Source organism: Paenibacillus sp. FSL L8-0470, assembly GCF_038008625.1.
In the GTDB taxonomy this organism is placed as follows: Bacteria; Bacillota; Bacilli; order Paenibacillales; family Paenibacillaceae; genus Paenibacillus_AQ.
This window is the reverse complement of the sequence record NZ_JBBOZM010000001.1, coordinates 1,627,667-1,645,065: the sequence shown is the minus strand read 5'-3', so window position 1 is coordinate 1,645,065 and position 17,399 is coordinate 1,627,667. Positions and strand designations below refer to the sequence as shown.

Annotated in this window: 7 protein-coding genes; 1 reads left to right on the top strand and 6 read right to left on the bottom strand. The window is 48.5% G+C overall.

The window, feature by feature from the left end:
- Positions 1 to 108 precede the first annotated feature (108 nt).
- Positions 109 to 1,469, top strand: a protein-coding gene (locus NST99_RS07740) for an IS1182 family transposase (protein ID WP_341097586.1) whose coding sequence is annotated in 2 segments (ribosomal slippage) — positions 109 to 679 and positions 679 to 1,469 — 1,362 coding nt in all. Because the reading frame shifts where the segments join, the coding sequence is not laid out codon by codon here.
- 166 nt (positions 1,470 to 1,635) lie between these two features.
- Here the strand turns inward: NST99_RS07740 and NST99_RS07735 are convergent.
- The 6 genes from NST99_RS07735 to NST99_RS07710 form a co-directional block, all read right to left on the bottom strand.
- Positions 1,636 to 3,078 (bottom strand): glycoside hydrolase family 32 protein, encoded by a 1,443-nt coding sequence (locus NST99_RS07735; RefSeq protein ID WP_341090856.1) that lies wholly within the window; start codon positions 3,076 to 3,078, stop codon positions 1,636 to 1,638.
- 20 nt (positions 3,079 to 3,098) lie between these two features.
- A complete protein-coding gene (locus NST99_RS07730; protein ID WP_341090855.1) occupies positions 3,099 to 4,751 on the bottom strand; it encodes a glycoside hydrolase family 172 protein in 1,653 nt (550 codons plus the stop codon).
- Positions 4,752 to 4,872: 121 nt separating this feature from the next.
- A complete protein-coding gene (locus NST99_RS07725) occupies positions 4,873 to 10,578 on the bottom strand; it encodes a GH32 C-terminal domain-containing protein (protein WP_341090854.1) in 5,706 nt (1,901 codons plus the stop codon).
- Between the two features lie 197 nt (positions 10,579 to 10,775).
- On the bottom strand, positions 10,776 to 13,052 hold the full coding sequence (locus NST99_RS07720; RefSeq protein WP_341090853.1) for a GH32 C-terminal domain-containing protein: 2,277 nt from the start codon (positions 13,050 to 13,052) through the stop codon (positions 10,776 to 10,778).
- A complete protein-coding gene (locus tag NST99_RS07715) occupies positions 13,049 to 15,526 on the bottom strand; it encodes a PfkB family carbohydrate kinase (protein ID WP_341090850.1) in 2,478 nt (825 codons plus the stop codon). Before NST99_RS07715 ends, NST99_RS07720 begins: the two co-directional genes overlap by 4 nt.
- A gap of 118 nt (positions 15,527 to 15,644) precedes the next feature.
- A complete protein-coding gene (locus tag NST99_RS07710) occupies positions 15,645 to 17,297 on the bottom strand; it encodes an ABC transporter substrate-binding protein (protein WP_341090849.1) in 1,653 nt (550 codons plus the stop codon).
- Positions 17,298 to 17,399: the final 102 nt, after the last annotated feature.

Sequence of the window (17,399 nt, the reverse complement as noted above, 5' to 3'; positions counted from 1 at the left end):
CTGTCGAGAAAGTCTCGACAGCCTTATTTATATGTAAATAATTTAAGACGACACCGCGTTAATGTTGTATAATATAGGTAACTATTTATAGAACGGATGGTGTTTGGTATGTTGCGGTCCAACCGAGAAAAACAGCAAGCCTACGAGTTTGTTTCAATCGAAGATCTAGTGCCACAAGACCATTTGCTGCGCAAAGTAGATAAATATATCGATTTTTCCTTTATCGATGAAATAGTTCGACCGTTATACTGTGCAGATAATGGTCGTCCTGCCATTGATCCTGTCGTCTTATTTAAAATGATTTTTCTCGGTTACTTTTACGGTATTCGTTCTGAACGTCAATTGGAGCGAGAGATCCAAACCAATTTAGCCTATCGCTGGTTTTTAGGACTGGGATTGACAGATAAGGTTCCAGACCATTCGACGATTAGCTGGAACCGACGAACCCGGTTTAAAGATACGAGCATCTTCCAAGATATTTTCGATGAGATTGTTCTCCAAGCAATTTCACACCGAATGGTTGGCGGACGTGTTCTCGTAACCGACTCTACTCATGTGAAGGCCAATGCGAATAAACACCAGTACACGAAACAACAAGTGCTACAAAATACCAAGGATTACGTGGACGAGCTCAATGCCGCCGTGGCCGAAGACCGGAAAGAGCATGGAAAAAAGCCCTAAAACTCAGAGAGGAAGTGAACGAAGAAAAAGAAATTAAAGTGAGCAAAACCGATCCAGACAGTGGATATATGATTCGAGATGGCAAACCAGAAGGCTTCTTTTATTTGGACCACCGTACAGTCGATACCAAATACAATCTCATTACTGATGTGCACGTGACGCCCGGAAATGTTCATGATTCCGTGCCCTATTTGTTGCGTTTAGATCGCCAACGAGAACGTTTTGGATTTGCCGTAGAAGCTGTTGCACTTGATTCAGGTTATTTGACTACACCGATTTGCCGGGGACTACAACGTCGAAAGATCTTTGCCGTGATTGCTCACCGGAGATTTCATCCCAAGCAAGGCTTGTTTCCGAAGTGGAAGTTTACCTTTGATGCCGAACGTAATCTATATGTTTGTCCAGCGAGTCACGAACTGAAATACCGAACCACAGACCGCAAGGGTTACCGGCAGTACGCTTCCGATCCGGAACATTGCAAAAGTTGCCCGTTGCTGGAGCAATGTACACAGTCCCGAAATCACCGAAAAGTGGTGACGAGGCACGTGTGGGAGGACAGCAAAGAATGGGTCCGTAAAAACCGGCTAAGCACGTCCGGCAAGAAGTTATACCGCAAACGAAAAGAGACAATAGAGCGAAGCTTCGCGGATGCTAAAGAGCTCCATGGGTTTCGCTATTGCCGTTTGCACGGACTTCCAAACGTCAGGGAACAAGCACTGATGACGGCTTCCGTGCAGAACATGAAAAAGATAGCGATCCACCTGGATCGCCTGGAAAAGCGGGGGTAACCCCCTCCTTTTCCCCATTTCACCTCTGCCTGAACGTAAAAAGAAACCCACAGTCATAAAAATGACCTGGGTTTCTCGACAATCTGAGCGCCCCTTTGGGACGCTCTTAGTCTGATTATTCCTGATTATGCTAATGAAAAAAGGATATACAATGGTTTTTCCTCTCTTATTCTGGAATGCTTATATCTCCTAAAGTTTCTATCTTGACCCGTTTAAACTCCGCTGTACCTTGACTGACGAATAAGGCAAGCTTCCCGTGCTGAATATCATATATTCTGGCACTCAAAGCCACTTCCCCTCCGACATAAATTTCACAAATCGTGCCGTCCACGAATACCTTCAGCTCATACTCCTGTTCCGGCAGCAGCTTGAGCGGACGTTCCAGTTCCACATCATAAGGGAAGGTTTTACCCCCCTCTTCAGATTGCATAATCGGCCCACGGAAGGTAATTCGGCTGCGATGGGGTTCCAGTGTGATGTAGTAGGCAAAATCCAAACCTTGGCCCGCCCGAAGCATCATTCCCAGACCTTGGGTCGACCCGGAGAATCGAACGGCTGCAGAAATCTTGCACAAATCAGGCAGTTCCTCCTCTGTGATGCAGCCGGCAAAGGCATAAGGGGAATCGCATGAGATCGCATCGTCCGTAATCGACCACTCTCCAGCAACTCCATGAAAATGAGCGGGCACCTGCCGGGCAAAAGCCGAGTCTATGGTTTCCGGAATTTTCACGCCTAATGTCCCATCCGGACGCTGAAGGATTTCATGCACAACCATGTTGCCGCCCCAATCCCAGGTGTCATAGTCTTTGCCTGAAGCTTTAGGCGGATTCCAGCCGAACAGATCGTCATCTTTCGTCGGATTCCAGCCAAACAAATAACGTTTTTGCCCATCGGATACCGACTTGGCCGCATAATAAGCACGTCCATCAAAAGCCTCTTCCTGCGGAGTAATCCACGGCCCGTTTAAAGACCGGCTCATCCGGTAAAAAGTGCCGAAACGCCCCGTATAAGAAGAATAGATCAGATACCACCATTCTCCTATCCGGAACAAGTCCGGGCACTCATGCGCGCCTACATGCAGGTTCGGTGCGTACAGCGGCTCACGGTACTCCCAATGCTTGAGATCCTTGGACGACAGCAGACCGGTGCAGCCTTTCCGGTTGGTCGGTCCTTTCGCCAGGGCTGCGATCAGCATCCAGTATTGGCCCTCTTCTTCATTCCAGAATACAAAGGGATCGCGCCAGTCCGCCAGCTCATAAATTTCGCCGTCCGGACCAAAAGTGTCTTCAGGAATAGGCTCCCATGTTTGCAGATCCTTGCTGACGGCATGACAGGCAAACTGTTTTCCTTCAGGAAAAATACAGTAGAACATATGATAGATATCATCAACCTTGAGGATATGGCCGGTTCCGCCTTCGATCTTGCAAGCTCCATCTTCCCTGTAATTCACGAAATCTTTCGTGCCTAGCAAATGCCAGCCATGATCAAGACCTTCCCGGTAGTTGTCTCTCCACCCGTGAAGATAGAACAACTTAAACTCTCCATCTTCGTAATAGGGAATAACGTCCCCTACCCAAGCATTATCCGGACGATAAAAAAATTCTTTCATTAACTATTCCTCCCATAGTTCTAAGTGGCTAAACGTTCATTTAGTAAAACCGGCATATAAGGATCTCTTGTGCCCCGATCCTGATACCAATACACGGTGGCGGCATACAAACACTGGTTATTAAGACCCCACTGATTTCCTTTATATTTCTCTATATAGCCTTCAAAGGAATTCATGAACGGAATATTGTCGCAGATTTGAAAACGATTCACAGAGGTGTGTCCATTGGCATCTAGTTCAACAAAGGGCTGACTGGCAAAGGCGCTATCGAACATGGGAAAGGGCGGCTCTGCCGCCCAGGCATAGCCAATATAGTCCTCGCTGCCTGTTCCGAAAGTGGACGGAAAGGTTTCGCCATCCACAAAAAACTTCTCGTCTCCTTCGCCCCACCACCAGTCAATGGTTTTCCGGTCTCCTATCCCATACCACCATGTCCCGGCTTCCTCCTCCGGCTTCTCCCAGGTATTGTATACGTGAAGATGAACACCGCAGAATCTTCCCCGGCCTTTTGTAAGCAATAGCGGCCAATCCGGCCAACGGTCACCGCCTTCCGCAAAGCGTTCCGTATCAAGATTCAGAAACTCATCCCGGTGCCATTTGGCATGAAAACGCAAGAGATTATCCGCTGAGGATTTTATTAAAGATATATATTGGAATTCAGCCGTTAACTCGCATGGTTCCGTTCCGTCATTTTGAATTTCAATTATTGCGGCTTCTGAGAACGGCATATACCAATAGCTGTACATTTCATGTTCATTCATTCCTAGAGGCAGAGAGCGATAGGGCTTAATCCCCGGCGCGCTACCAAAAAAATCACCCAAAGGAGCCCATACAGAAGGGATTTTTTCATTATCCCATTTCATAGAGATGGTCAATTGTCTGGCCAAAATCCGTTGCTGTTCCTCACTCTTTCGTCCAATAGCTGTTCTGATGCGAATCATAGAAAGAGCGCCTGCCCCTTGTTTGTCAAATAGCACGGCTTTGCCGCCTGCCGGTACATTTACCGTTACAGTAGCAATCTCGTCAGAGGCTCCTTCTGCTTTCTTAAAATAATGGGTTCCCCTTTGCTGTAGAATCCGGTCCGCTTCTGCCAGTGCAATAGCCGACACTTTGTCTATGCTGCCGTCAAAAGATGGCAGATGGACATTGGAAGGGAACGTGGTATAGGTAATGTGATAATAAGCGCCCCAGCCTTTGTCCAGAAGCACTTTGCAGTGCTCTTGAAAGGATATGGGGATAAAGCAGTTTCTTCCGCGTGATAGCGTAGGCGCCAGATTAGGAAAGTTGGATGGGGCATCCTCCTGATTAAATCTGTCAAAATAATCCCGGAAGGGCTGATCGATCACAGGGGTATCGGAATGATCTATGTATATCCGGATATGCCCCTTCTCGGGAAGGGCTGACCAGAATCTCCAGATCACACCAGGACCATCCAATTCCATGGCGACAATACTCTCACCTTCCTTACGGATGAAACCTCCTCCGTCATCATTAGCCCCCCAATCCTCGTATAGGCCCGTCTCGGCATTATAAACAGATCTCCGGTCAAAGCTGGAGAAACAGCCGGATTTCTCACCGGCCTGCGGTGGGACCGCCAGAACTTCCAGATCATATAGTCTTCTCACAAGGTCTTTATACGTATAAACCCTCTGCTCTCGCTCAGATTCATTCATGCTGGGAACTCCTTCCTTAGCAAGATATATATTACTCACTTGCTTACTCGGTATAAAACAGAGAAAGCCGGAGTCATGGCGAAGGCAACATCACCTTGCTTCCCCGGCTTTCCTTTAGCAGTTATTTATTGACTTTGTCAAGCAATAGCGAGATAACTTGTGCACTTTCTGCACGGTTTACATGTTCATGTGGCATGAATAATTGGTTCCCGCGACCGCTGATTAAGCCAAGCTCCTGTACGGCAGCGACCGCATTTGCAGCCCAGCCGCTAATCGTACCAGCATCCTTAAAATTACTCAAGCGATTAGCGGCCGTGTTCTGTCCTGTATGGAACTGATACGCTTTGTATATCATGGCTGCCATTTCTTCACGGCTTATGGTTTCCTCCGGTGCAAAGATATCTGTGCTTCTTCCGTTAACAATTCCCGCTTCGTATGCTGCGGCAATCAAAGAAGTGTCCCCTTTCGTTGGATCAACATCCTTGAATGCAGCCGGGCTCGAAGCCTGGATTCCGAGTGCACGGGTGATCAAGGAAGCGAATTCAGCCCTGCTCACCTTTTGCTTCGGTGCAAATGCCGTTTCACTTACACCTAAGACAATTTGCTTCGCAGCCATCCTTTTAATCACGTCATGGGCCCAATAAGAGGCATTAACATCTTCAAAGGATTTGTCATAAGTAAGGATGGCAAACTTACTGAAATGGCTCACATTCGTCGTCCATTTATCGCCTGAATAGGTTCCGCCCATATACTCCAGTCTGCCGTCATCGGCGATGTAATAAATGCCCGTCAGATCCTGGCGGGAATTCTCCTTTGCACTCAGCCTGATTGTTACGGGCTTGGAGAATTTCTCAAGCGTAAGCGCCGTTCCATCGGCCTTCACGATAGACAATTTGAAGTCGTAGACCTCCCCGGTTACAGAGATGTCTGCGTGATTCTTCTGTCCGACCCGTGCAAGCAGTTCTTTGCTTTGCTCTGAAGATAAAGTATCCATTTCAAAAGAGATCTTCGCATGTTCAAGCTCGCTGTCCGTGACCATCGCCTGTAATTCCTTTAGTACTTCTGCGGGAACTTCGATTTCCACATCTGTGTTTTTAACCTTAAGGGCATTCTTGCCGTCATTTGCCGCCATTGTCACCGGAAATAGCACCTTCCGCTCTCCCTTTGCCATTTCGAATGACAAGCTGTTCTGGCTGTTCGGTTTACTTGCAGGGATCACAGGGTTACTCGGAGGACTAGTTGGGACAGTTGTATCGGTTGGATCGCTTGGACCGTTTGGTTCAGTTGGATCGGTCGGATTATTCGGATTTTGCACCTTAACCGGTACATTGAAATCATCGACATTAATATGTCCGAAACCGCCTGTGGATTGGTCAACCACCTTGATGTAAAGCTCCTGGCCGATATACTGCGATGCATCCCAAATCTTCCGTTGATACTCCTCATAATTAGTGGCTGTCTCTTTAAATAGTTCTTTGCCATCCGATGCCCGGACCAGCGCAACATACAGCTTGTCGATATCACGCCCCCCGCTGACCAGGAAGTTGATCTTACCGTTCCCGCCAAGGACGAAATTCTGCGATTTCAGCGTTCCCGTTAAGCTGTCACCGCCGGCTTCCTCGTTGAAGCCCCACAAATGATAGCCGCCAGGAATTTTATGCGACGGATTGAAGTAGATCGTGTCCCAGAAAAACTGTTCGTCGCTCACATGGACATCCTGGAAAGCGTCCCCTTCTGTAATCCAGCCTGTTAAGTCTCCTGTGACAAAATCATGATTAGGCAGATCTGTAATATCGGTGTACACAGAGTTATCCCAGTTATCAGGAACATCGACCGGAGCAGCCGGTTCACCCGTCAAGGCATTCATATTCCATACTTCCATCGACTTGAGAGTAATATCGTTGTCAGCCCAGACCTGTAAGCCCAATGAGTCGTATCTGCCAACGTAGACGCGGGTTGTCAGCTTTTTCTTGTAATTGGCAAAGGCTTCAACAACCGAACGGTCGAGGAAAATATGGAGCTTCAAGTTCTCTCCGTCAAGATCCACGTATCCGCCTTGAATGCCGTCCACACGCACATCCGGATCAACGCTGCTCTTAGTGCGATCCACATTGAAAGTCCCGTTTGTCTTGTCGTAGTAAATCAGGGTTTCCTCCTGGCCGTTATCGGAGCGTCGCACCTTGAGACCAAATTTCTGAGCCTCGCCCGGATCAATTTCCATCACAATCTCCAGCATGTCACCTTTGACATTTTGGATCAATTGATTGGCGGCCTCCAAGTTTTTGTCTGCAAAATCAACCAATTTAGTACCTCGGAGACTCTGCAATTCCTCAATGGGTTCAATGCGCAATTTATCGTGGTCGTCCAGGCTTAGGGAAACTGGCAGTGCCAGATTATGAGCCCATCCGGCTTGATATTCAGCCTGTGGTGTTCTTACATTTTGCACCATGGAGTAAACGACCGTTCTTCCGTCAGGTGTGACCATTCCGCTCTCTGCGGTTAAATAGCCATCACCCACATCCATTTTGGATGGCGACTCCTGGTCAGGTATAAATTTGAAGTTATCCCGGTCCCAGGTGCCAATCCAATAAAAGACCTCAACATCTCTTTGCACATCGTTCGCTGGAGGAACTTGCTCCGGCTTTTCATGGGGATTAATCATGAAAATATACTTTTGCTTGCCCGTACTGTCCTTGCCTAACGGCAATAATACGGGCAGTTCCCATACCGTACCGAGCTCTGGATACTGGCTTCTGTCACTAACGTATAACGGCCCCTTATACTCCCAGTTGTACATATCGTCGGACACATACACTAAAGCTGTGCCGCTGCTGAAGTCCTGTTGGCCGGACGTCACTAGCTGATACCACTTATCTACCTCTTCGTCGTACCATACAAATGGGTCCCGAAACTCGTTATGAATGCCATCCCCGTTCTGCTCCGTTACCGGTTCAGGATATTTCACCCATTGCTCTAAATTTGTATCGGACAAATCCGCCGGAGTCGCCAGCCCAGTTCTTTGGTTCGGGGACAGGGAGTCATTGCCGGCGGTATAAAAGAGCACGGGATTTCCGTCGCGATCATACGCTGCACTGCCTGACCATGCGCCGTCCGGATCAAGGGTGCCCGCTTCGGGGGCAAGAGCAGGCCTCACATTTTCCCAGTGAACCATATCGTCACTAACCCAATGTCCCCAGTGGATTTGATGCCAGAATGGACCTTGCGGGTTATGCTGATAAAATAAATGGTATTTGCCGTTAAAATAAATCGGCGCATGCGCTTCATTCATCCAGTTTTGCGGAGGCATCGCATGGTACTGGGGACGGTGCTGATCACCATCGAATACACTAGGGTCCTCATCAATATCACCATTTGGAATTTCTGGAACCGCGCCGCCGTGAAGCGCCTTCACATTCTCATACTCAGTAAGGATCTCTTGACCCGTGAGCGCTTTGTTCTGCAGTTTCACTTCATCGATAAGTCCGCTGAACATATTGTAGGAGAACAGGCCCGCAAACTCTACAGGTCTATTGTTTTTGCCGATCATCAGATTTTCCGTAGAAGGTGAGATCGGAACGTTGACAGGGGTTGCTTGAGAAGCTACTTCCTGACCATTTAAATATAATTTAATGATTCCGTCTTTTTTGTCGAACGTAGCTGCTACGTAATTCCATTTGTATTTTTCGAGTGGATGGTCTTTGACCCATACCTGAATCCACTGGCCGCCGATCCCGACCTGCATCGACCATGTGCCATGCCGATACATGCCAAGTGAGAAGCCTTCCGCATTATCCTGATCGGACTGGTTCACGATAGCAGACAGCTTGTTGCCATCGCCCCATTCATAGCTGCGCGGAGCAACCCAGGCTTCAAGCGTTAACGCGTCACTTACAGGAATGGTATCCTTTGCATTGACCTCGATATCATTTGAGTATCCGTCAAACAGCAAGGCCCCGCCTTTTACTCCGCGCGGAGTCCATCTTGGATCCTTGGAGGCCATGTATCTGGCGTTGTTAAATACATAGCTCACATCGTGTTGAAGATTGCTTACTTCCTCAAACGCCTTTTTTCCTGCACCTTCATCAAGACTCATGTAGAAAATGGTGCCCGTATTATGAGCTTGAAAAGCGTCAACCGCAATACTGGCTTGATTGGATTGATCGATAACCTTGATATAAAGCCTCTTATTGTAGTGCTTCTGCATTTTCCAGGAAATCTTCTCATTCGCACTGACATCCCCGGTCTTCTCAAGCAACGTGTTAGTGCTGGCTTCATATAATGCGACGTAGGCGTCCTGCGGATTATCGATGCCTACGACAGTGAAGTTAATAGTCCCGGTTCCCTGAAGCTTGAAGGTATTGGAGGTAATCGAACCCTGTCCTTCCAAGGAGGACTTGGCATAGAAGTTCCCTTCTTTACCGGCCATAGCTTCATCAGTCACTTGAAAAGCATTGCCTTCAACGGTCCAGCTCTCTAAATTTCCGGTTTCAAAACTGCGATTCTGGATTTCGGTCGGCATAATGTTATCCGCCATAACTCCTTCTTCCGGTATGAGTTCATTGAAGGTGTTGAAGGCGTCCGCAAAGATTACTCCCCAATCCGCGTGCCCATTATCGACGATCTCCACATACAGCTTCTTGCCGATATACTTGGAGAGATCGGCTTTATATTGCTCCATATTCGCGAGTCTCAAGCCCTGTGCCGGATCAGGGAATCCGGACTCGTTAAATTCGGTGTTGCCGTACCTGGCAATCAAGTCTCCCGTATCCGCATCTATGACGCTTACATACACTTGATCTGTATGCTTGCCACCGCCCAGTCTGAAGGTAATCCAGCCTGTTCCGCCCAGCTCGAAGGTGCTGGAGTGAAGCTTACCTGTCGCTGTCTCGTTATACTTCAAACCGTTTAAATGATAAGTACCTTCCTGATTGTACGGGATTTGTTCAACCCAATAGGTTGTTTGGTCCGACACACTGTTCGGACCAAACGCTTCGCCTTCCACAACCGTCCAGCCTGTCATATCCCCGGTTTCAAAGCTTGGATTCTGGATTTGATAGCGTTTAAAATCCGGCTTGATATCCGTGGCGGCAATCCCTTCCGCAGGCTCGGATTCATGGTACATGAAGAACGCATCCGCAAATACCACTCCCCAGTCCGTCGTTGCATTATCGACGATCTCCACGTACAGCTTCTTGCCCAGATATTCGGAAAGATCTGCCTTATATTGCTCCATATTGGCAAGCCGCAGGCCCTGTGCGGGATTCGGGAAACCAACGTCAGCGAAGGCGCTATTGCCATACCGGGCAATCACTTGACCCGTCTTGGCTTCCACGATATTTACATATGCTTTGTTTGGATTTTTCGCGCCCCCAAGCTTGAAGCTGATCCAGCCGCTGCCGCCCAGTTCGAAGGTGCTGGAACGAAGCACGCCGGTCGCAGCCTCGTCATGCTTCCAGCCGTTTAGATGATAAGCACCTTCCTGATTGTACGGGATTTGTTCCGCCCACCAAGTAGTTTCGTCCGATACACTGTCCTGACCGAACGCTTGACCTCTGACAACCGTCCAGCCTGACATATCCCCGGTTTCGAAGCTTGGATTCTGGATTTGATAGACTGTATCTGTAACTGACAACCCCTCGTCAGCCTTGGGAATATGATAGACCGCATCCGTAACCGGTAATCCCATGTTCACCTGTGGACTGAATGCTTCCTCAACATCAGCCTTGGATTCGGCTGCGGCCGAGATTCCGGGAGCTGCAAGCTGAAGAACCATCACCCCTATAACCATTCTGGAGATCCATACTTTGCTTCTTTTGCCTTCTCTCATCAACGAGCCTCCTTCGTCATTTCTTATTCATGCAAACATTCATACGTAATTTTGAAATGGCTCTCCGTATACAAGGATGCATAGTCATGAAGTAAGAGAGGCGTGAATGAAGCGTTTCCATCCCGAGGGGTGCTAAGTGGCTTAAGTGTTAGTAACATTACCCGTATGGTATAGTAAGGAGCGCCTAGGCGCTCACGTTACCATATGGATTGCATATCCCATATTTCCATGGACTTAACCAGCGGTTCCCCATCGCCCCAGATCTCAAGTCCCAGAGCATCCTTGCGGCTCGGATACACCCGGGTCGTCAGACTTTTCAATCCGTTGGCATACGCTTCGACCATGGAGCGGTCCAAATAGATGAGCAGCTTCAGATTTTCTCCCAGCAGCTCCAGATTACCACCCTGAACCCCGCTGCATTTTTCTCCCGGATGTTGTGTCGTTTTTGTCCGGTCGGCCAAGAGCATGGTCTGATTGAGATCATAATACAACAGGGTTTCTTCTTCCCCATCCGGTGATTTGCGAACCTTGATTCCGAATTGGGTAGCACTGCCTGGTTTAATCTCCAGTTGAATCTCAAGCATGTCGCCTTGTACATCCCCCAGCAGCACATTAGCTTCAGCCAATGACTTGTCTTGGAAGGATAGCCGCTTGGTGCCCCGCAGAGATTGAAGCTCCTGAATCGGTTCTATTCCCAATCGCCCGTCATCTCTTAAATACACGCTTAACGGCAAACCTCCGTTATGAGCCCAGCCCGATTTATATTCCAGCTCGGACGTACGGTCACCTTGGGCAATTGTGAATACAATATTTCTGCCAGTTTTCGGATCTACCATACCGCTTGGGCCGGTAAAATGGAAATCGCCGACGTCAATCAATTGCGGCTCCTCTTGATCTGGAAGGAACGATAGATTTTGCTTGTCAAGCTGCCCCATCCAATAGAACACCTCGACATCAGCTCCCTTTCCCACAGGGCTGACCAGCAGGAGATACTTGCTCACACCTTGCTTGTCACTGCCCAGAGGAAGAAATACAGGGAGCTCCCAGATAGGCCCAAGATAAGGGAACTTCTGAATATCTGCTTCAAAAAATGGCCCTTTGTACGTCCAATTCAGCATATCCTGCGAGGCAAACGCCAATGCTGCTCCGCCTCCGCCTTCGATCCCGGACCCAACCAGAGCATACCAGCCGTCATCATCCTTCCACACAAAAGGATCACGGAAATCTCCGAATGCACCGATCCCCTTCTTCTGTACAATGAGCGGCTCCGGATGTTTGACCCATTGAACCAGATCCGGGTCCTTATCCCGGGAATAGGTGCTGCGGGCGAGCGCCACACTCTGATTCGGCGATGCACTGTCATTGGCAGCTGTAAAGAACAAAACAGGCAGGCCGTCTGCATCATAGGTGGCGCTTCCTGACCAAGCCCCGTCGGGTGATAGTTGATCCTTCTCGGGTGCCAAGGCCACGGGCAGATCACGCCAATGCACCAAGTCTTTACTTACCCAATGTCCCCAATGAATCTGATGAAAGAACGGCCCAAGCGGGTTATGCTGATAGAACAAGTGATATTGCCCGTCAAAATAGATCGGCGCATGGGGCTCGTTCATCCAATGGGCCGGCGGGCTGACATGATATTGCGGTCTGTGCCGGTCCGCCAGCAGAGGCGTTCGGTCGAGCTTGATATCATCGTACTTTAATTGCGGCTGCACTCCTCCGTGGGAATCCAGCACTTGCCGATATGAAGCGGCCACCTCTTCCGCGCTTAGGGCACCATTATAAATCTTGAGTTCATCGAGCATACCACTGAACATGTGAAGACTGAACACTTCCGCCAGAAGGGTGCTGTGATTATTCTTGCCGATGAGCACATCCGTGTCCGCAGCTTCAGCCAGGCGGGAACCGCGTGGCAGGTCAGCCGAAGCGATTTCACTGCCGTTCAAATACAGTTTGATTTCGCCTTGCTCCCCATCGAACACGGCATTTACATAAGACCATTCATTTTTGGGAAGTTCATAGCCTTCAGGAGACCACAGCTCTTTCCAGTCCCCTCCTTCCAGTCCGACTTGGAAGGACCAGGAGCCGTGACGAAACATGCCGAGCAGATACCCCTGCTTGCGATCCACGTTGTAGCGGTTCACAAGGGCGGCCAGTTTGCCCCCTTCCCCCCATTCATAGGAGCGGGGTGCTACCCATACTCCGATGCTTAGCGCAGAAAGATATTGCGGTTCGCCATTCGAATCTTCTTCATTGACCGGATGGGCAATATAAGTCGAGTAACCGTCGAACAGGAGTCCGGTTCCCTTTGCTGCTTGTCTCCACTGGGGAGGACAGGGTTCGGTAAACTCCGCTTGGTTAAACACATACTGAATGTCATCCTTGATTTGGGATATGCTCTCGAGAGCGCTTGCTCCAGCCCCTTCATCAAAGGCCCAATACATCATTAGCCCGTGATTATCGATGATTTTGCTCATACATTAACCCTCCTTGATATCTGCTCTGTGCAGCCTTCGGGCTTATAAATGGAATTAAGCGTATGGATATGAAGCGAGTTCAGTTCAGCTCTCCCTGACTCCGTGCTTATCCAAACATTGTCGATCGGGTCATCCGGGAAAATTTGATCTGTCAGCGCAACCAGCCCGTCATTCGCAAACACTTCAACCGCGCTGCGGTCCAGCCAGATACGCAACTTGATGCCCCCATTCTCCGGAACAACTCTAGCGCCATGCTTGCATGCAAATGACGGGTTGAAATCAGTCAGACCCGATTTGGACCGGTCGATGAAAAGCCATTCGCGCACAGGGTCATATCCGATAATGGTCGCAGTCTGCCCGGAGGACTTCAATTGGATATGAACCTCGTCTCCGGAGCGGATATCGATGTTCGCTTCAATCTCCAGCAGATCCTCGTTAGTCTTGTGAATAAAAGAGACCTCAGGTGTAACCGCTACATCACTCCAGGAGTGTGATTCTTTCCGCAGCTGCTCTATTTCCTGGACAGGCATTTGAGTAAGAACTACACTGCCATTCCGGCTGGTCAGCGACAACACGCGGGGAAGAGTCGCTGCACCCCGCCAGGAAGCAGTAGGCGCTTGGTTGGCATACCTCCAGTTGTTCATCCATCCGATGATCACGCGCCGTCCGTCCTCTTCCGGAATGTCCGACCAAGACACTGCCGCGTAATTATCCCGTCCCTCATCCAGCCACAGCACCGTATCGGGAGCATTATCATTTACAAATTCCCAGCCATCAAAGCTTCCGATGTAATATTGGGTTTTGGAGCCTTCTGGATAATCCGGATTGTCTCCGATACTGACGATCAATACCCACCTTTTCTGATTGGATCCATCTATTGATAATTCAAATAAATCCGGACATTCCCACACACCGTAATGTGAACCATCCGACTTCCCGAATTCGCTGGCAAAATCCCAATCCTTCAAGTTAGCAGATCGATAAAAACGGATATGATCGCCACACGCAAGTACCATTACCCAGACGCCGGCTTCCTCCATCCAGAAGACTTTGGGATCACGAAAGTCGGTGATTTCGACATCGGACAGGATCGGATTTCCCGTGTAAAACGTCCAGCTTCTGCCTTTATCCTTACTGTACGCCAAGCTTTGGCGCTGCCTCGGTCTGTCTGAATCCGGGTATATATCCGCATGGGTGAATATGGCCACCAAGCCGGACCCGCCTTCAAAGAATCCGCTGGTATCTTTCCAATCCACAACTGCGCTCCCGGAGAAAATGGCACCGTTATGATCCGGTGACATGGCAACAGGAAGTGTTTCCCAGTTCACCAAATCCTTGCTCACCGCATGTCCCCAGTGCATAGGACCCCATACGGTGCTTTCCGGATGGTGCTGGTACAACAAATGGTACTCCCCTTCAAAGTAAACCATACCGTTCGGATCATTCATCCACATTGCCGGTGGTGAGTAATGGAATTGCGGTCTGTAGGATTCTATGAACAAATCTGTGCCCGTTGATTGAATTTGTTTATTGATCTCCTTATAGGTTGGAATGGCCGGAATGGCTCCCTTTTGTGTCGTTACCAAAGCACCCACCGCGTTGGCGAAGCGGACAATAGGGATCCAGTCCTGATCCCTGATCTGGTCGATACTGCCCCCTCTCTCAAGCAGCTGATAGAGGAACCCGCCCAGGAATGCATCTCCCGCTCCGGTGGTGTCAACGGTTTGAACTTTGAACCCTGGCACATCAGCCCATTTAGAGCCGGAGCCGTACCGAACGAAGCACCCTTTTTCAGCCTTGGTCACCAGGATCACTTTCACCTTGAATTGTGTCTGAATTTGATGGGTACCCTCTTCCAAATCCGTGAGACCGGTAATAAACTCAAGTTCCTCTTCCGAGATTTTAACAATATCCGCAAGAGCAAGCCCTTCTTTGATCTTGATTTTCGCCTGCTCCAAATCCTTCCAAAGCGCAGGTCTCAGATTGGGATCAAATGAAATGAGCGCTCCATTCTCTTTCGCCTGGGTACACGCTTTTAGGGTTGCACTCGCAGAAGGCTCATGAGTCATAGATACGGAGCCGAAATGAAAGATTTTCGTATCTTTGATCTGTTCCAGGTCAATATCATCAATTCCCAGAAGCATATCAGCACCAGGGTTGCGGTAAAAGCTGAATGTACGGTCGCCGTCTTCTTTCAGATGGACAAAAGCCAGCGTTGTATTGGCTTGTTTTTCCTTCACCAAACCCTTTGTATCCACACCATTTTCCCGCAAAACCCGGGTAAGATATTCCCCAAATTGGTCTTCACCGATTTTACCGATAATTGCCGTGGATCTTCCAAGCTTGGACAACACCACAACCACATTCGCAGGGGCGCCGCCAGGATTGCATTCAAATAGCTGCTCCCCCTTTTCGAACAAGCCTGCAGGAGTAAAATCAATCAGTACTTCACCTATTGCTGTTATATCAACCATATGGTTTCTCCACCCCTAGTCCATCATTTATATATAGGATTCTAATCCGAAAAACATATGTAGCAAGCCGATTGAAGGCATCTCATTCAGGCTTGCTACATGCCTTACCTATCAAATTTTATTTCAGGGCTGCGAGATAACGGTCATACCCCTCTTGATATATCTTCATCAAATCGTCCAACCGCATATCTTTAAGCGAGGCCAGGTAATCGCTCCACTCGGAATCAGAAACCCCTTTCAACATGAATTTAGCGCGCATGGAGTTCGTATAAGTTTGTATCTCTGGTTTCAGCTTTTCAATAATCTTCAACTCGTCTTCTGTAAAGAAGATATTCGGGTATTTCTCCTTCTGCATTTGCGGTACAAAAATATTTTTGATATCATCCAGTCTTTGCTGTGCCCGTGCTTCCGGAGGTGCAATGTTTTCGAAGTCTTCACCAGTGAATACACCGCCTCCACCAAGTGATACTTTTTGACGGAACTCACCCGGATTGCTGATATCAGACTTCTGTATCAGCTTGCCATCGGCAGATTTCTCAAACCATTCGCCAATAGGGCCCCAACGGACTTCGGCTGTGGTTTCCGGTTTGTACAACAAATCCAGCCATGCAGCAATCAATGCCGGATTTTTTGCTTCTTTCGTGATAACAGAACCTCCTCTAGAAAGTGCGGAACCACTGTTCCATTTGACAACCATATCTTTAAACGGAGGGACGATCGGATAATGTTTGTCACGTTCAGGACCCACTACGTCCGTATGATCCCACCAGAGAAAAGAGCCTAGGGTTTCCTTCTCCGACTTCCCTTTTGCATAATATTGTGTATATTCTTGGGTGAAGGATTCCGGATCAACAAGCCCCTCTTTCACCCATTTCGCGATCTCGTTTACAGCATCTTTGTATCCATCTTGAATAGCTGCGTAGGAAACCTTGCCATTGTCCACATTTAAATGTTCAGCGTAGGCGTTGTTAGCAGGTTGATAGGTTTTGTCTGGTACACCGAAGGCTCCGAACAGATAACCGATATCTCCCGTCCAGAATGCATTGACGAAGGATAATGGAATTTCATCTGCTTTTCCGTTGCCATTCGGATCTTTGGTTTTAAAGGCAAGCAATACATCATGATATTCCTGCAGAGTGGTTGGCATTTTCAGCCCCAGCTTTTTCAGCCAATCCTCATTTATATAGAGGAAATCCGGATTAGCACCAATCTCTTCTTGTCCGGTGCCTAACTCCTCACCCGCAGGAAGGGAATAAATATTGCCGTCTGGGGCAGTAGCAATGGCTTTGATATCGGGTCTCTTGTCGAACAATGCTTTCAAGTTAGGCATGTGTTTGTCAATCAGATCATTTAGAGGTATAATGGTGCCGTCCTCACCGTATTTCATCAGCTCTGTATCTGTGAACCCGGCTCCGAAGAACATTTCAGGCAAGTCGCCACTTGCTATGAGCAGATTCTTCTTCTCGTTGTAATCTGTCTCGACAATGGTATTCCAATCGATATGAACATTTGACATTTCCTCAAGTTTTTTAGCCATGGTCATTTCGTTATAATCGCTTGGCGCCAGCGGAGCTCTGCGTGCAACCACCTTTAAGGTGGTTTTTTCTTTCAGCGGAAACTGAATGGATGCATTGTCATCCGCTTGATTTCCGCTATTCTCTGTATTCGTACCTGTCTTACCATTGTTGCTTTCATTGTTACTGTTACATGCCGTAGCAAACACGGAAACGGCCATCATTGCTGCCAATAGACCCACAGCTTTTCTGTTCATTCTTCTTAACCTCCCTGTTAAATCTGCTCATTTCATACTTCTTGATTTGGGATTAGCCAGTCCCATTCTTATCCAGCTTCACAACACCTCCTTAACGAATAT